This is a genomic window from Streptococcus sp. SP8, assembly GCF_030440045.1.
Taxonomy (GTDB): Bacteria; Bacillota; Bacilli; order Lactobacillales; family Streptococcaceae; genus Streptococcus; species Streptococcus parasanguinis_I.
On the sequence record NZ_JAQFJL010000021.1, the window covers coordinates 1 to 17,507 of the forward strand.

The 17,507-nt window shown below is 42.7% G+C and carries 16 protein-coding genes; 12 read left to right on the forward strand and 4 right to left on the reverse strand.

What is annotated here, in order from left to right; translation table 11 throughout:
* The first annotated feature begins 419 nt into the window (after positions 1 to 419).
* The 12 genes from yycF to ftsY all read left to right on the forward strand — a co-directional run bounded on the left by yycF (position 420) and on the right by ftsY (position 13,807).
* On the forward strand, positions 420 to 1,121 hold the full coding sequence (yycF, locus tag PCY11_RS10295; RefSeq protein ID WP_003008151.1) for a response regulator YycF: 702 nt from the start codon (positions 420 to 422) through the stop codon (positions 1,119 to 1,121).
* On the forward strand, positions 1,114 to 2,466 hold the full coding sequence (gene vicK / locus PCY11_RS10300; RefSeq protein ID WP_049475138.1) for a cell wall metabolism sensor histidine kinase VicK: 1,353 nt from the start codon (positions 1,114 to 1,116) through the stop codon (positions 2,464 to 2,466). The genes yycF and vicK overlap by 8 nt, the downstream gene beginning before the upstream one ends.
* Positions 2,467 to 2,473: 7 nt before the next feature.
* Positions 2,474 to 3,283 (forward strand): MBL fold metallo-hydrolase, encoded by an 810-nt coding sequence (locus PCY11_RS10305; protein ID WP_049475139.1) that lies wholly within the window; start codon positions 2,474 to 2,476, stop codon positions 3,281 to 3,283.
* Between the two features lie 141 nt (positions 3,284 to 3,424).
* Complete coding sequence (locus PCY11_RS10310) at positions 3,425 to 3,952, forward strand: hypothetical protein (RefSeq protein WP_141760642.1); 528 nt, start codon at positions 3,425 to 3,427, stop codon at positions 3,950 to 3,952.
* A gap of 203 nt (positions 3,953 to 4,155) precedes the next feature.
* The gene (locus PCY11_RS10315) at positions 4,156 to 5,205 is read left to right on the forward strand and encodes a hypothetical protein (protein WP_256318017.1); all 1,050 of its coding nucleotides are present in this window, start codon (positions 4,156 to 4,158) and stop codon (positions 5,203 to 5,205) included.
* Positions 5,206 to 5,745 carry a hypothetical protein gene (locus PCY11_RS10320; protein WP_049475141.1) on the forward strand — a complete coding sequence of 180 codons (540 nt, stop codon included), beginning with the start codon at positions 5,206 to 5,208 and terminating at the stop codon, positions 5,743 to 5,745. It begins immediately after the preceding gene.
* 74 nt (positions 5,746 to 5,819) lie between these two features.
* The gene (locus tag PCY11_RS10325) at positions 5,820 to 6,206 is read left to right on the forward strand and encodes a YbaN family protein (RefSeq protein WP_049475142.1); all 387 of its coding nucleotides are present in this window, start codon (positions 5,820 to 5,822) and stop codon (positions 6,204 to 6,206) included.
* Between the two features lie 99 nt (positions 6,207 to 6,305).
* Positions 6,306 to 7,007, forward strand: a complete 702-nt coding sequence (rnc, locus tag PCY11_RS10330) for a ribonuclease III (protein WP_049475143.1) — start codon at positions 6,306 to 6,308, stop codon at positions 7,005 to 7,007.
* The gene (gene smc / locus PCY11_RS10335) at positions 6,998 to 10,534 is read left to right on the forward strand and encodes a chromosome segregation protein SMC (RefSeq protein WP_301362741.1); all 3,537 of its coding nucleotides are present in this window, start codon (positions 6,998 to 7,000) and stop codon (positions 10,532 to 10,534) included. Before rnc ends, smc begins: the two co-directional genes overlap by 10 nt.
* Positions 10,524 to 11,330 (forward strand): Cof-type HAD-IIB family hydrolase, encoded by an 807-nt coding sequence (locus PCY11_RS10340; RefSeq protein ID WP_301362742.1) that lies wholly within the window; start codon positions 10,524 to 10,526, stop codon positions 11,328 to 11,330. Before smc ends, PCY11_RS10340 begins: the two co-directional genes overlap by 11 nt.
* Positions 11,327 to 12,148 carry a Cof-type HAD-IIB family hydrolase gene (locus PCY11_RS10345; RefSeq protein WP_301362743.1) on the forward strand — a complete coding sequence of 274 codons (822 nt, stop codon included), beginning with the start codon at positions 11,327 to 11,329 and terminating at the stop codon, positions 12,146 to 12,148. The genes PCY11_RS10340 and PCY11_RS10345 overlap by 4 nt, the downstream gene beginning before the upstream one ends.
* Positions 12,149 to 13,807 carry a signal recognition particle-docking protein FtsY gene (ftsY, locus tag PCY11_RS10350; RefSeq protein WP_301362744.1) on the forward strand — a complete coding sequence of 553 codons (1,659 nt, stop codon included), beginning with the start codon at positions 12,149 to 12,151 and terminating at the stop codon, positions 13,805 to 13,807.
* Between the two features lie 92 nt (positions 13,808 to 13,899).
* Here the strand turns inward: ftsY and zwf are convergent, their stop codons facing one another.
* The 4 genes from zwf to PCY11_RS10370 all read right to left on the reverse strand — a co-directional run bounded on the left by zwf (position 13,900) and on the right by PCY11_RS10370 (position 17,436).
* A complete protein-coding gene (gene zwf, locus PCY11_RS10355; RefSeq protein ID WP_301362745.1) occupies positions 13,900 to 15,366 on the reverse strand; it encodes a glucose-6-phosphate dehydrogenase in 1,467 nt (488 codons plus the stop codon).
* 203 nt (positions 15,367 to 15,569) lie between these two features.
* A complete protein-coding gene (locus PCY11_RS10360) occupies positions 15,570 to 16,385 on the reverse strand; it encodes a TIGR03943 family protein (RefSeq protein ID WP_003015619.1) in 816 nt (271 codons plus the stop codon).
* Positions 16,382 to 17,287, reverse strand: coding sequence for a permease (locus PCY11_RS10365; RefSeq protein WP_014713646.1), 906 nt, complete (start codon positions 17,285 to 17,287; stop codon positions 16,382 to 16,384). Before PCY11_RS10365 ends, PCY11_RS10360 begins: the two co-directional genes overlap by 4 nt.
* Positions 17,287 to 17,436: an SPJ_0845 family protein gene (locus PCY11_RS10370; RefSeq protein WP_173018898.1), complete on the reverse strand. Its 150-nt coding sequence runs from the start codon at positions 17,434 to 17,436 to the stop codon at positions 17,287 to 17,289. The genes PCY11_RS10365 and PCY11_RS10370 overlap by 1 nt, the downstream gene beginning before the upstream one ends.
* Positions 17,437 to 17,507: the final 71 nt, after the last annotated feature.

Below are 17,507 nucleotides of genomic sequence, written 5' to 3' on the forward strand. Positions count from 1 at the left end.
TAATTCGTTAGAATTCGATTTCGTCGTCCCACCTCCGCACAGTTGAGTAGGGCTGTAAAAGCTGATGAAATCAGCGTAGTAGAGCCCACTCAACCACTGCGTCTTGCTCGACAATCCAAAAACAATTAAGAGGCTATGATTTCTGTCCCACTCTCATTTTTCTCACGACGGAAAGTTTTTAATAAATGATTCATTCATTCTAGCAAGTAGGAAATTAACTTTTTTTAGAATCACTCAAGTGATTTTATCTTTTACCTATCATTCGTTTTTTCTGAGACTGAGATTTTAACTTCTCGGCCTTTTTTACCCTTTCTTATTGGAAAGTCCAGCAATTGAGGCTCCACATTTCTTCATAAGTTTGATATAATAAGAAGATAGAGATTGATTAGGAAAAGAAGCATTAGAAACAGGTATGTAAGATGAAAAAAATATTAGTAGTTGATGATGAAAAACCAATTTCAGATATTATAAAATTTAACATGGCAAAAGAGGGTTATGAAGTCTTAACAGCCTTTGATGGTCGGGAAGCTTTAGAGGTCTTTGCGGCTGAAAATCCGGATATTATTATTCTAGATTTGATGTTGCCAGAGATTGATGGCTTGGAAGTAGCGCGGACGATTCGTAAGACTAGCAATGTGCCGATCATTGTCCTATCTGCTAAGGATACGGAATTTGATAAGGTCATCGGGCTTGAAATCGGGGCGGATGACTATGTAACCAAACCCTTCTCGAATCGGGAATTGCAAGCGCGTGTGAAAGCCTTGTTGCGTCGTTCTGAGTTTGCGGCTGATCCTCAGCTTGAAAATGAGGCCGATACGGAAATTGTCATTGGTGATCTTCACATTCTTCCAGATGCCTTCTTGGTTCAAAAAGGCAACAAAGAATTGGACTTGACCCATCGCGAATTTGAATTGCTCTATCACCTTGCGACCCATGTCGGTCAAGTGATGACTCGTGAGCACCTTCTTGAGACGGTGTGGGGCTATGATTACTTTGGTGATGTTCGGACAGTAGACGTGACGGTTCGTCGGTTGCGTGAAAAAATCGAGGACACACCGGGACGTCCAGAATATATCTTGACCCGCCGTGGTGTCGGATATTATATGAGAAACAATGATTGATCAACTAAAACAATTTGTCATGTCGTCGAACTTTGTCTTTGTTCTGATTACGGTTGGGTTTATCATTGTGGTAGCCTTGCTTCTCCTAGAAAACCGTAGGGACAATATCAAGCTCCGACAACTAAACGCCAAAATTAAAGATCTGATTGCTGGGGATTACTCTGAAGTGGTCGACATGCAAGGAAGCCCAGAGCTGACCGATATGACCAACAGTATCAATGATCTATCTGAGGTCATTCGTCTGACGCATGAAAACCTAGAGCAGGAAACCAAGCGGCTGACTAGTATTCTAGCCTATATGACAGATGGAGTGCTTGCGACCAACAGACGGGGTCAGATCATCATGGTCAATGAAATGGCAGCCAAGCAATTGAATGTCAATCCGGACGAGGTTCTCAATACCAGTATTTTAGATTTGCTTTCGCTTGGAGACGACTATGATCTGCGAAGCTTGATTACTGAAGTACCAGAGTTAACCATCGATTCCCAGGATGAAAATGGGGAGTACTTAAGCCTTCGTGTGCGCTTTGCCTTGATTCGTCGCGAATCAGGTTTTATCTCTGGTCTGGTAGCTGTCTTGCACGATACGACAGAGCAGGACAAGGAAGAACGGGAACGTCGCCTCTTTGTCTCCAATGTGAGTCATGAACTGCGAACACCTTTGACCAGTGTGAAATCCTATCTGGAAGCTCTAGATGATGGCGCTTTGTCAGAGCCAGTGGCACCAGATTTTGTCAAGGTTTCACTGAATGAAACCAACCGCATGATGCGTATGGTCACAGATCTTTTGAGCTTGTCACGAATCGATAATGAAACTAGTCAGTTGGACATCGAGTTGACCAACTTTACGGCCTTTATTACCTTTATTTTAAACCGGTTTGATAAGATCAAGAGTCAATCGCAAGAAGATACCAAGAAGTATGAACTGATCCGTGAATATCCAATCACCCCGATTTGGGTTGAAATTGATACGGATAAAATGACCCAGGTAATCGACAATATCTTGAACAATGCCATCAAATACTCACCCGATGGTGGGAAAATCAAGGTAGGGATGAAAACAACAGATGCCCAGTTGATTATCTCTATCTCAGATGAGGGCTTGGGAATTCCCAAGAAAGACTTGCCACGCATTTTTGATCGCTTTTACCGAGTGGATAAGGCGCGTAGCCGGGCCCAAGGTGGGACTGGTCTGGGCTTAGCCATTGCTAAGGAGATCATTAAGCAGCACAAAGGCTTTATTTGGGCCAAGAGTGAATATGGTAAGGGATCTACCTTTACCATTGTCTTGCCGTACGACAAAGATGCGATTAAAGACGACTGGGATACAGAAGAGGAAGAATAAGGAGTCAATGACAGAAGAGGGATTTAAGTACAGTATTTTAGCTTCAGGTTCTAGTGGAAATTCTTTCTACCTTGAGACACCAAAGAAAAAACTGCTCATTGATGCAGGTCTATCAGGGAAAAAGATTACAGGACTATTGGCTGAAATTGATCGCAAACCAGAAGATTTAGATGCCATTCTGATTACGCACGAACACTCAGACCATATTCATGGTGTGGGTGTTTTAGCGCGGAAATATGGGATGGATCTATATGCTAATGAAGCCACTTGGAAGGCTATGGAAGGCACCAAGTATCTAGGAAAGGTCGATGATGCTCAAAAGCATATCTTTGAAATGGGCAAGACCAAGACTTTCGGAGATATTGATATTGAGAGCTTTGGCGTTAGTCACGATGCTGCAGCCCCTCAATTTTATCGCTTGATGAAGGATGGGAAGAGCTTTGTCATGCTGACGGATACGGGCTATGTGAGCGATCGCTTAGCAGGAATCGTCGCGGATGCGGATGGCTATCTAATTGAGTCCAACCATGATGTAGAAATTCTTCGAGCAGGTTCGTATGCTTGGCGTTTGAAGCAACGGATCTTATCTGATCTGGGCCACCTTTCTAATGAAGATGGTGCAGATGCCATGATCCGGACCTTGGGAAATCGCACCAAGAAGATTTATCTGGGGCATTTGTCAAAAGAGAACAATATCAAAGAATTGGCCCATATGACCATGGAGAACCAACTGGCTCGAGCAGATCTAGCTGTCGGTCATGATTTTGAGGTGCTGGATACATCACCAGACACTGCAACTCCATTGACGAAGATATAAGATAGAAAACCACCTGCGGGTGGTTTTTTATATGTCTATTTGAGGAAATCTATATCTAGTAATGAATTTGCTCTTTAGCCAAAATTCGTGTATGATAGGAGTACTTTATCTCAAGAATAAATTAATGGAGAAATGTTAATTGTGAAAACATATATCGGTTATTTGGATTCGAAATGGATTTATTTTGATGAAGAAAACGAAGTATTTCAATATAATGATCAAAAAAATACTTCCAATTGGATAATGGTTGCTGCTCCACTTGCAGTCTTTCTTTTAAAAGGAATTGCAAGTGTCTTAAATTCAGCCTTTGGGGGATTACCGTATACGATCAATTTCGGTATCGCAATGATTGGAACTCTGATAGTTTTCGGAATGTTGATGATAGCGAAGGCGAGAAAAAAAGATCTGAGAACTGGTTGGAAAACAGTTATTTTGAAGGAAAAAGAGCGCAAAACACTTAGAGCAAAGGTGCTTGCAATTTTTATTATGAAGATTCTTTTTGTTTTTTTAGGGATTTTTTTCTTGGTTACTTTTATCAGAGAAACTGATTTTTTGTGTCTGATGATCTACCTTCTTGCTTTTGCTTGTGTGATGCATTTTCATCGGGAAATTAAGACCAGAAAGATTCTTAAACTATTGAAGCGTCAAACGGGATCATCCGGACAATAATTCCATCAAAATATGTAATACTGCAATAGACTGAAAACATTGCATCTTTGCTAAGTGATTTAATGGTAGATAATATGGGTCAAGAAATTTTGGGTGGTCAATGATTTATAAAATCCTTTGATTAATTGACATGTAAAGAATAGTATGGAACCAATCGGAATGGTAGTTAGATATTATTCAATCACTAGAAAGGAAAAATAGAAATGAAAAAGTTGATGAGATCCAAATTAGTCCAAGTTTTATTTCTTGTAATTGCTATCACAGGAGGTGTTCTTGCATATAGCGCTTATCGTAAGCATAAACTGACTCAGTTTGTCATGTGGAGCCCGAGAGCAAAAATTATTGATTATGAATTTATTGCTAATCATAAAGCGGTAGCAATTAGCTGGGATAACGAAGCTGAATTAAAGGAAGCGAAAGAGGCTAAGAAATATGATCCTCGTATTGACATCAGAAATAATAGAGTTGAGATGCATGGTGAACGTTTTATTATTCGGCAGAGTTACAAATTGAAGTCGGCAGCATATAAGTACTGGTTAAGTGAAAAGGATAAAGTTCCTTATTTAAAGAGTAATATCCCTGAAAAAGGAGAATACTGGTTATTAGATGTTTACGATACAAAAGACAATACGATTAAACAAAAAACTTATGATGTGTTTAAGATGGTGAGGGAATATAATAAAAATTATGTTCCAATTAATGTTGCGGATTCCCCAAAATTGTTACAATCTGAAGAAGGAAAAACTTATTTGCCTATAAAGATGGCAGTGAATAGTAAATCAAACTCAAAAACTTTTATTGGTATCATAGATATAGAAACGGGGAAAATTATTTCTAAAACATCATCTGGAAAAACAGGTAAGGACTTTTATGATGTAAATCAAAAAGCATGGCAAAATAAAGAAGGTCTTGAGGATTTACTCAATAAATATGACAGACTTTCAAACCAACATTTTAATTTTGTATGGTCAGCGTTTTGGTTTACTAAAAAAGTTCAAACAGATTCTTTAGCAAGCAAGTATCCAAAAGTATATGATATATTGAGTAAAGATTCGCTATCTGAATTGTATTTCCTTGGAAAAGAAGACGTTCGTTTTAAAATCTCTTTTTTGAAATTGGTTGTTCCCAAAGATACCAATATCTTTAAGAACCTAACTATTCCTTCAACTAGTTCGAAAGATGGAAAAGAACATATCTTTCAAAGTGAAGAAGAGTTTTTAGAGTACTACCAATCAAATTTGGGGGAGAAATAAATGTCAACTAAAATGCTACTGTTTTGGCTCTCAACTCTAGTTATCTTTTTAGCCTTAGTTTTTTTGAGTGGTACTTATTTTTATCTTTATTTCCGTGATAAAAAGATGGTTCGGCTTGCTACATCATCCATCAAAGGAACTATTGTGGGCTATAATCGCTTTAGAGGGGGAAATCCTCCGATTGTGGAATACAAGGTAAATGGCGTTGCTTATAAAAAATCCTTTCGTTATTTCTTCATTAGGACGGTTTCAACCCCATGGGGACCTAAACAGGCATCCTACTTTCACACAAGAGAAGAGATGCTAGCCAATTCGATTACCTTTTATCGAAATTCATTTGTTTCTTTTAATACAGCTCTTCAGACCCAATTTCCACTATGTTCTTCGATGACGGTTTGGTATGATCCTGAAAAACCAAGTAGAGCTTACGTGGAGCGTTATTGCGGTGTGAATCGCTATTATAAATGGGCTGGAATCCTTTATGGGATCTTGCTCCTTCTAGTCTATGCTGTTGTGTTAGTAGCTTTTTCTAAAAATTGAGAAAGGATTAGTAAAAGTTAGTAAGTCAACTATGAAATGGCTTTTAACAAAAAAATCATACAAAGGAGAAGTAAATGCGCCTTGTTTATCTTACGATTGGTTTTGTGTCTTTGGGATTAGGAATTATTGGGATTCCTTTACCGATTTTACCGACGACCCCATTTTTACTGCTGTCTATGGCCTGCTTTGCTAAAAGTTCCAAACGCTTTGAAAAGTGGCTCTACCAAACCAAGCTTTATCAAACCTATGTAGCGGATTACCGAGAGACCAAATCGATTGCCAAAGAACGGAAGAAATGGATCCTTCTTCAGATCTACATTCTGATGGGGATTTCGATCTATCTGGCTCCGATTATTTGGGTGAAGCTTGCTTTAGGTGCTTTGACGATTTTTATCACCTATTATCTCTTAAAAGTGATTCCCAATAAGTCCGAAAATCAAACAGAAGAAGATCCTGATTAAAATTGGAGAATTCAGGCCCTAGAACTAGGAAAAGAAGTGCGTTCGTGCTTCTTTTTTGGTATACTTAAGAGTATGAATTTATTAGAAAGTAGGCTTCCCATGGAGAAATTACAAGCCCTGTTATCGGAACGGTTTCAGATCGTTTTTTCAGATAGCAGTTTATTAGATACAGCTTTTACGCACACCTCTTATGCCAATGAGCACCGCCTCTTAAAAATTTCACATAACGAACGTTTGGAATTTTTAGGAGACGCTGTTCTTCAATTAGTTATTTCCGAATATTTGTATAAGGAACACCCAAACAGACCGGAGGGAGATTTGTCCAAATTCCGTTCTATGATTGTCCGTGAAGAAAGTCTGGCTGGTTTTTCTCGAGATTGCCACTTTGACCATTTCATCAAACTGGGCAAGGGCGAAGAAAAATCTGGTGGTCGGGACCGCGATACGATTCTTGGCGATTTATTTGAAGCTTTTTTAGGTGCTCTTTTACTGGATCAAGGAGTGGAAGCAGTCAAACGCTTCATCTACCAGGTCATGATTCCAAAGGTTGAAACGGGTCAATTTTCTCAAGTCATTGACTACAAGACCCGCCTGCAAGAACTGTTACAGGTTCACGGAGATGTGGAGATCCAATACCAAGTGGTTAGCGAGTCCGGTCCAGCTCATGCGAAAGAGTTTGAAGTAGAAGTATTCGTGAACGGTCAAACGATGGGACATGGTCATGGTCGTTCCAAGAAGTTAGCGGAGCAGGAAGCAGCCCGCAATGCAGTTGAAACGAGGAATGATGGGCCATGTATCTAAAAGAGATTGAAATCCAAGGCTTTAAATCCTTTGCGGATAAGACAAAAGTCGTATTTGACAAAGGGGTCACTGCCGTTGTAGGGCCTAATGGATCTGGAAAATCAAATATCACGGAGAGCTTGCGCTGGGCCCTGGGGGAATCTAGTGTCAAGAGTTTACGTGGGGGCAAGATGCCCGATGTCATTTTTGCAGGGACAGAATCGCGAAAACCGCTGAATTATGCCTGTGTCACAGTTGTCTTAGATAACCAAGATGGTTTTATCCAACAGGCAGGGAAAGAAATTCGTGTCGAACGGCATATTTATCGTTCAGGAGACAGCGAGTACAAGATCGACGGCAAGAAAGTACGTCTCAGAGATGTGCATGATCTGTTCATGGATACGGGATTGGGACGTGATTCCTTCTCTATTATCTCCCAAGGACGGGTAGAGGAGATCTTCAACTCCAAACCGGAAGAACGCCGGGCTATCTTTGAAGAAGCTGCTGGTGTCTTGAAATTTAAGACGCGGCGTAAGGAAACCGAGACCAAACTCAACCAAACCCAGGAGAATTTGGACCGTCTGGAGGATATCCTCTATGAATTAGAAGGACAAATCCAACCTCTTGAAAAGCAAGCGACTGTCGCTCGCCGTTTCTTGGAATTAGACCAAGAACGGCAGGTTCTCTTGCTGGATGTTTTAGTTGCTCAAGTCGATTTGACAAAGGACCTTTATGAAAAGGCTGATCAAGAAGAAAAGGCCATTCAAGAACAGTTGGCTTCTTATTACCAACGTCGTCAGGTCTTAGAAGAAGATAATGTACGTATCAAGAAAGCCCGCCATCAGTTGGATGAGAGTTTAGCTGAGGACCAGGCCAGCTTACTTGAGGTCACTCGTTTGATCAGTGATTTGGAAAAGCAAATCGAAGTAGCTAAGTTGCAATCGAGTCAAGCAGCCCATAGTCGTAGGGAAAATCTTGAGCGTCTGGATGCTATTTTGGCCCGTCTGGAAGAAGCGAAAAATGAGCTGGCTCAAAAACAAGAGACGCTAGCTGTGCTTCAACAAAGACTGACAGAGAACCGTCAGCAACAAGAAGAGTTGGAAAAAGAATTAGCCAACTACGAAGAAGATCCGGAACAAGTCATTGAGCATCTACGAGAGCAGTATGTCGCGCTTTTGCAGATGGAGGCTGAAAAATCGAATGAGCGAACAGCCATTGAGAGTCGGATCCAAGCACTCCTGCAAGAATCTAGCCATCGTCAAGAGGATTTGACCAAGGCACAAACAAACTTTGAAACTGCCAAGGAAAAAGAAGTCCGACAATTGGAAGAATTGGATCAGGCACAAGCGACGGTCAAAGGTTTACTAGTAGAATATCAAGAGCAATTGGTAAAAGTGGAGCAGGCCAAAGCTGCCTACCAAGAGGCTCAAGCTGCCATGTTTGACTTGATGGATGAGAGCAAGAATAAGCGGGCGCGGATCAATAGCTTGGAAGCTATTCAGAAGAACCATAGTAACTTCTATGCAGGAGTCAAGAGCGTTTTGCAAGAAGCAGAACGGTTAGGAGGCATCTGTGGGGCTGTTAGTGAGAATTTGAGTTTCTCAAAAGACTACCAGACGGCGCTTGAAATTGCTCTGGGAGCTAGCAGCCAACAGATCATTGTCGAAGATGAAAAGGCTGCAACGCGAGCGATCGATTTCTTGAAACGCAATCGCTTGGGACGGGCAACTTTCCTTCCGCTCACGACGATCAAAGCTCGTCAACTATCCCCTCGGAATCTAGAATTGATTCAAGCCAGTGCAGGATTTCTAGGAATTGCGAGTGACTTAGTGACCTATGAGCATCGTTTTGAACAGATTTTCCAAAACCTGCTTGGCGTAACGGCTATCTTTGACACGACGGAGCATGCGCGTGAGGCGGCTCGTAAAGTCAACTATCAAGTTCGGATGGTGACCTTGGATGGGACCGAATTGCGGACCGGAGGATCGTATGCCGGTGGTGCCAATCGCTCTCAAAATACGGTCTTTGTCAAACCAGAATTAGATAGTTTGAAACAGGAAATGCAAGCTCTGGATGCTCGTTTAAGAGAAGCAGAGCAGGAGGCCGAGACCAAGGACAATCTGCTTAAGCAAGCGCAAGAATACTTGGCCTCTATTCAAAGCCAGGGTGAGCAAGCGCGTCTGGAGCAACAGCGGGCCCAATTGGCCTACCAACAAAGCCAAGAGCAACTGAAAGAAATTCAGGAACTCTTAGAGGCTTTGAAGTCAGAATTGGCAACAGATGCGACCCAGTCTCTTCAAGAAGAGCAGGAGTCCCTTACTGAGCAATTGGCAGAAATTGAGCTTCAAAAAGAAAACTTGAATCGCGACATTGAAACCATGAAGTCGGATAAAGATGTCCTGCAACAAAAAGTACAAAACCTGCAAGAGCAATTGGCAGAACTGCGACTCCAACAGACGGAATATAAAAGCCAACAAAGCTACGAGCAAACAGATGCTCGGCGTTTGGAAGAAACAATCTCCCGGTTGGAAGTAGAGGAGCATCAGTTGCAATTGCTGATTGAACAAGGCGATGCCCAAGTTCAAACAGTAGATGTGGAGCAGCTAGCCAATCAATTGGCACAGGCCCAAGCCAAGAAAACGGACTTGGAACAAGGGGTCATTCGGAAACGCTTTGAGCTAGATGATTTGGAAGGCCAGGCCGAAGATGTGGCAGAACAGATGGAACAAGCTCGCAAGAAAAACGAAGAGTGGATTCGTCAACAAGCCAAGGCTGAAGCGACACGTGAAAAGCATGCGGATCGTTTGAACAAACTCTTAACGCAAATTACCGATGAATTCATGCAAAGCTTTGACCAAGCCAAAGAACAGGCCAAACCTGTTGAAAATCTTGCAGCAGCTGAAAACCAGCTCAAGAGCATCGAAAAAGATATTAAGGCACTTGGTCCAGTCAATGTGGATGCGATCGAGCAGTACGACGAGGTGAAGGGGCGCTTTGATTTCCTTTCCAGCCAGCGTGAGGATGTCTTGGCTGCGAAAAATATGCTTCTGTCTACCATCAACGACATGAATGACGAGGTCAAGGAACGCTTTAAATCAACTTTTGAAGCCATTCGTGAATCCTTTAATGTCACTTTCCGTCAAATGTTTGGTGGGGGTTCTGCTGATTTGATTCTGACAGAGCCAGATCTTCTGACAGCTGGTGTTGAGATTTCTGTGCAGCCACCTGGTAAAAAAATCCAATCCTTAAACCTCATGAGTGGTGGAGAAAAGGCCTTGTCTGCCTTGGCTCTCCTGTTCTCGATTATTCGTGTCAAGACCATTCCATTTGTCATTCTAGATGAGGTAGAGGCTGCCCTAGATGAGGCCAATGTCAAGCGCTTTGGAGATTATCTGAACCGCTTTGATAAGGAAAGCCAATTTATTGTCGTGACGCACCGGAAGGGAACCATGTCAGCTGCAGATTCCATCTATGGTGTGACCATGCAGGAATCTGGGGTTTCTAAAATCGTCTCAGTAAAATTGAAAGACTTAGAAAATGAAGAATAATGATATTAAATTGATCGCTACGGATATGGATGGAACCTTTCTAAATGACCAACATCAGTACGATCAAGACCTTTTAAGCAAGGTGTTAGCAAGCTGCAAAGAAAAAGGCATCTATTTTGCTGCTGCGAGTGGCCGTGCCCTCCTTTCGCTCAAATCCCTCTTTAAAGGGTTTGAAGACCAGATGATTTTCATTGCTGAAAATGGCAGTGTGGTAGAATTTCATGGAGAAGATCTCTACGAAGCGACCATGTCCAAAGACTTTTATTTGGGTGTTTTTGAGGCTTTGAAATCCTCACCTTATGCAGATCCGAATAAATTGCTTTTGACGGGGAAAAAAGGGAGCTATGTCTTAGAAACGGTGGATCCCGACTATCTGGCCTTGAGTCAGCACTACAATGAAAACATTCAAAAAGTGAAAAGCCTAGTGGATATTCAGGATGAAATTTTCAAATTGACCACCAACTTCGATGCAGCTCTTGTTCTTGAAGGAGAGCAATGGGTCACTGAGAATATCCCAGGCGTCAAAGCAATGACGACAGGTTTTGAATCGATTGATATTGTCCTCGATTATGTCGATAAAGGAGTGGCGATTACCGCCTTAGCGGATAAACTAGGGATCTCGATGGATCAGGTGATGGCTTTTGGGGATAACCTAAATGACCTCCATATGATGCAAGTCGTGGGCCATCCTGTAGCGCCAGAAAATGCACGTCCCGAAATCTTGGCGATTGCTGAAACAGTCATCGACCACCATGCGACGGGTTCTGTCCTACGCTACATGGAGGAAATTGTATGAGTAAGATTTCCTTGATTGCGCTGGATTTAGATGGGACCCTTCTCAATTCTGAAAAAAAGATCTCTCCTCGCAATAGAGCAGCTATCGCTGCTGCACAGGCTCAAGGTGTCAAGGTGGTTCTAACCACTGGTCGCCCCTTGAAAGCTATGGATTTTCTTTTGGAAGAATTGGGAACAGCAGGCCTCAAAGAAGAGTATACGATTACCTTCAACGGTGGTCTAGTGCAGCGAAATAATGGAGAAATCCTCTCAAAAGTTGTCTTGGCACCAGAAGATGTAGCAACCATTCATGATGAAACAGCCCGTCTAGGCCTTCCGCTGGATGCGATCAGTGAGGGAACGGTTTATGAGATTCATTCGGAACGGAAGTCCCTCTATTCCCATTACAATCCCTACCTGAACTTTATTGAAACAGATTTTAAAGACCTGCCATCCACGATTTCCTACAACAAGTGTGTGACAGCAGTCGATCAAGACTTTTTAGATGCAGCGATCAAGCAGATCAAGCCGGACTTATTTCAAGACTATGAAATTTTTAAATCTCGGGAAATGTTGCTGGAATGGTGCCCCAAAAATGTTCACAAGGCAACAGGTTTAGAGGCATTGGCAGCCATTTTGGGTCTTACATCTGATCAAGTCATGGCCTGTGGAGATGAGGCCAATGACCTGTCTATGATCCAATGGGCTGGACTGGGGGTTGCCATGGGCAATGCGATTCCAGCAGTGAAGGAAGTTGCAGCGCTTGTGGCTCCTGTGACCAATGACCAGGATGCCGTCGCATGGGCGATTGAAAATTATGTGCTAAAGGAGAGTGAATAAATGGGATTATTTGATCGTTTATTTGGAAAAAAAGAAGAAACTGAAAAAGTGCTTCCGTCTTCGGAAGAAGTGACGGAAAGTACTGAGGTTGAAGAAACTGTCAAAGAGGAGCCGGCGGCTACCTTAAATGACAAGGAAGAGCAAAAAATCGCTGATATGGAGGCTTACTACCAAGAGCTTAAAGCGCGGATTGCAGCCACACATCAACCTGTTTCAACCGTCACTCAAGAAGAGTCATCAGTGGAACCTCTTGTTGAAGAAAATGTGACTTCAGAGACTCATGAAGACCAAGCAGCAGGAGAGGAGTCTCCGGTTGTCTTTGAATCCGCTCAAACAGAAACAAGTTCTGAAGAAGTTTCACCTGTAGCTGATGAAACGGAAACTGAGCCTCTTGAAGAAGTGAAAATTGAAGCGGAAGAAACTGAAGATGGTGAGGAAGCAGATGGGGCTAACGGTTCAGAAATGGAAGAAGAGTCACCAATTGCCTCTCCATCATCTGACGCTGAGCTAGTAGAAGGGAGCACGACAGAAGAGGAGTCTCCAGAACTAGTAGAAGCTCAGGATGAGGTTTCAGAACCTGAAGTATCAGAAGCGATTGCTCAAGTGGAGGAAACTTCAGAAGTGGCAGAAGCCGAGTCCAGACTTCCTCAAGGAGAAGCTGCTTCAGCCGTTGAGGAAAGAACTGTTGAAGAGGCAGAAGAGCCAATTCCAGACGAGGTTGAGCCAGAGCAAGAAACCATTCAGGAAAAATACGATCGTAGCTTGAAAAAGACACGGACTGGATTTGGAGCACGCCTCAATGCCTTCTTTGCCAATTTCCGTTCAGTCGATGAAGAATTCTTTGAGGAATTGGAAGAACTCTTGATCATGAGTGACGTTGGGGTTCAAGTGGCCTCTAATTTAACCGAAGAGTTGCGCTATGAAGCCCGTTTGGAAAATGCCAAAAAACCAGATGCTCTCAAGCGCGTGATCATCGAAAAATTGGTGGACTTGTATGAAAAGGATGGCCAATTTAATGAAGCCATTCGTTTTCAAGATGGTCTTACGGTCATGCTCTTTGTTGGGGTCAATGGAGTTGGTAAAACAACCTCTATCGGGAAGTTAGCCCACCGCTACAAACAAGAAGGCAAGAAAGTCATGTTGGTTGCAGCAGATACTTTCCGTGCAGGAGCAGTAGCTCAACTGGCAGAATGGGGACGCCGCGTAGATGTTCCAGTTGTAACAGGTCCTGAAAAATCAGATCCTGCTAGCGTCGTCTTTGATGGAATGGAACGTGCAATCGCTGAAAACATTGATGTTCTGATGATTGATACGGCGGGTCGTCTGCAAAACAAGGACAACCTCATGGCGGAGCTGGAAAAAATCGGTCGCATTATCAAGCGTGTGGTACCTGATGCACCGCATGAAACCTTGCTGGCCCTTGATGCATCGACTGGTCAAAATGCCTTGGTGCAAGCCAAAGAATTTTCAAAAATTACGCCTGTGACAGGAATTGTATTGACCAAGATCGATGGAACGGCTCGAGGTGGGGTCGTCCTTGCGATTCGTGAAGAGTTGGACATTCCAGTGAAGTTGATTGGATTTGGAGAAAAGATTGATGATATCGGACCATTCCATTCAGAAAACTTCATGAGAGGCCTCTTGGAAGGCTTGATTTAAGAGTCGAATAGAAAAAGACAAATTGTTGGAAGGACAATTTGTCTTTTTGTTTCCTTGCGCTATCAAAAAAAACCACCCGAAGGTGGCTTTCCTTAATTCTTAGGTTCAGGTTTCCAAACCCATTCGGCTCCGTATTCTGCAAGGAGATCATCGGATGCAGTTGGTCCCATGGATCCAGACTTGTATTCATAGAGTGGTGCTCCATTTTCGGCCCATAGTTTTTCAATCCGGTCAATCAATTGCCATGAAGCACGGACTTCGTGCCAGTGGCTGTAATTGGTTGAGTCATTGTTCAAAACATCGAAAATTAATTTTTCATAAGGCTCTGGTGAAGCCCCAGTTGCGGTCGCATCTGTCTCGTAGTCAAAGGAAATCGGTGCGATACTGAATTTTTCACCGACCTCTTTTCCGTTGATACTCAATGAGAAACCTTCATTTGGTTGGATATAAATGGTCAAGACATTTGGTTGCAAGCTATGTCCAAAGATGGAGTCGGTTTGCTTGAAGACCACATTGACCATGGTTCCTTTTTGCGTCAAGCGTTTTCCAGTACGGAAGAAGAAAGGAACTCCACGGAAGCGATCACTATCAACAAAGAATGCCCCAGAAGCATAGGTCTCCGTAGTAGATTCAGGGTCGACATTGGGCTCACTGCGATAAGAGATATCTTTTTTCCCTTCGATGGTCCCTGAATGGTATTGACCACGGATAAAGAATTTCTTTAATTCGTCATCTATTGGATTGTGCAATTGCTCAAAAACTTTAACTTTTTCTGCCCGAATCGCATCCTTAGTAAAGGTGGCTGGTTTATCCATAGCAAGCAAAGACAACAGCTGAAGGGTATGGTTTTGCACCATATCTCGAAGGGCCCCCGAGTGATCATAGTAGCCACCGCGTTCTTCAACCCCCAAGCGTTCAGCAAAGGTAATTTGGATATTGTCAATAAAGTCTCGATTCCAGAGGTTGTCAAAAATGAGATTACCGAAACGAATGGCAAAGATATTTTGGATCATTTCTTTTCCAAGGTAGTGGTCGATCCGGAAGATTTGTTCTTCATCAAAGGTTTCTTCCAATTCCTTGTTGAGCTGACTAGCCGTTTCTAGGTCTGTACCGAAAGGTTTTTCAACGATCAAGCGCTCAAAGCCTTGCCCATCCACAATGCCTTCTGATTTGAGGTGTTTGGCAATGGTTCCAAAAAATTGAGGAGCCATGGACAAGAAGAAGACCTTGTTGTGTTCCGTTTGGTATTTCTCATCCAAGCTGTTTTGTAATTCGCGCAGAGCGATGTAATGTTCGGTATCATTGACATCGTGGCTTTGGTAGTAGAAATGGCTAGCGAATTCTTGAGCTTGTTGAGGGCTATCGGCCAGATCTGTGATGGATTCTACCACGACTGATTCAAAGTATTCCTTGCTCCATGGTCTGCGGGCTGTTCCGATAACTGCAAAGTGTTCAGATAGATTTCCTGATTTATAGAGTCTAAAAAGGGATGGGTAGAGTTTGCGCTTGGCTAAATCTCCACTGGCCCCGAAAATGGTTACAATAACTTTTGAAGACATTTAAGTACCTATTTCCTATTTTATTAACCATATTTTACCATAAAATCTACAAGATTTCTTTGATGGAATCGTTGTTCCGAATATTTTCCGCTGGGATTAGAGGATTTGAGAGGAAAGCATAAAAAAGCTAGAATCAATGTGGATTCTAGCTTGAGCTGTTATAAGCTGTTTGGATCGACCACCGAAGAAACTTGGTGACTCCATCAGAATACGCGGTAGACATATGGATTGGCCGGTTTCGTAATGGTCTGGCAATCGCTAATGTGGAGAACAGGCAAGCTTTGCTTGAGCTGCTTGTGGTATTCAATGGACAAGGTTCCTTTCGCATGGATCCAAGTATTGTTTTCGAAATGCTGCGGAGCACCCGTCGTTAAGAGACCGTAGACGCCGGAATCTGCGATACAGTGGATGATCCCAAAGCGAAAGAGAAATTGGCTGTCCTTGTTATTGGGATCATTGTATACAAAACCGGTCAGCTCGATCGTCTTTCCTGCAAATTGGTCAGGATAATCATAAATCACTTCCATGACTTCCATGTAATTCTCAGTGGTCACCTGAATCACTTTTTTATCAACATATTTCTTTGCCGCCTGCTTCATTTCTGACTCATAGGCAGATTTGGTAAAATAGCTACTAGTATCTGGTTTGAGATACTGGGTTGTTGTCCCTTCGTCCTGCTGGATTTCCTTGGAAGATCCAGCCGCAACCGGGAAGTGGTAGCCTTTGGCAGAGACTGTTTGGGAATCCAGTGTCACTGTAGGGAAAAATAGCCCGACAAACAAAGGAATACAGAGCAAGAAAATACTCGCCACTTTTGCCCAGAAGCCAGAGAGATGACTGTGGATCTTCATCTGCTTGACCCAGATGATCAGCTGCACAAGAGCTAAAACAAAGGACAAGAACATGGAAATATAAGCCAAGTAAGAATAGTGTAAGTTGATGTATTGATTGAGCTTACCAGATAATTGCAGGTACATGGTGAGCTCAAAATAGCCAGCTAATATCAAGAAACGAATCATAGCACTACCCCCACAAACCAAGCATAAAGGAGCACAACTCCACTCACAATTCCGATAAATTGCCAGATAAAACGGGTCTTGAGATAATTTTTCATCATGAGGAGATTTTTGACATCAAGCATAGGCCCAATCACCAGAAAGGCAAGAACCGGCGCTACTCCAAAACTTGTTAGAAGAGAGGATCCAACAAAGGCGTCCGCCTCGCTACAAAGTGAGAGGAGAAAGGACAAGACCATGAGAAGGAGAATAGCAATAACCGGTGTCGCACTGATCGAAGTGAGGATCCGTGTTGGGACGTAGACTTGGACGAGGCTGGCAAAGAGGCAACCAAATACCAGGTAACGTCCCGTATCAAAGAATTCATCAATGGCTTGTACCAAGACTTGGAAGAGCTTTTGACCTTTGCTCAAGTCCCTAAAATCATGTTCATGTACAGCCTTACGATGTTCTTTTTGGATCGAATCTGTCTGAATAAAACCAAGAAAGATCCCTAGCACCGTTGCGACCAATAAGGAACCAAGGGCGCGGTAGAGGGCCATCTTGACAGAATTCCCAAAGGCTGAGTAGGTCGCAAAGAGAACGATAGGATTGATGACCGGTGCTGTCACCAAAAAGGGAACAGCAGTATAACTTGGAACTTTCTTTTCTAGAAAGCGATTGATAATGGGAACAATCCCACATTCACAGGAAGGAAAGATAAAGCCGATAAAGGTCCCAAAGAAGATCCGCCCAAATTTATTCTTGGGAAGAAAGCGGTAGACCCTCTCGGGGGTGATATAGACCTCAATAATCCCTGAAATGATACTTCCGATTAGGACAAACGGTAGGGCCTCGATAATAATCGAGAGAAAAATAGCCCCAGCCTGCAAGACGCTAGAGGGAAGGTGTTGAAAGAATGTCATTACTTAGCCTTCTTTGCTTCTTTAGTGGTAGCAGTTTCTGCCTTCTTTTTTTCTTCGGGGAATTCGACTGTTTTTTCTACATCTGGAAAACTTGCAAAGTTTTCAAACATTTTATCAAGATCATCTGTTTTTGAGAATTTAATAGCCATTGTTGGGCCTCCTTTTTATTTTCTTTCATTATAACAAAAAGGAAAGAGCAAGGGGGAAATGGAGCATAAAA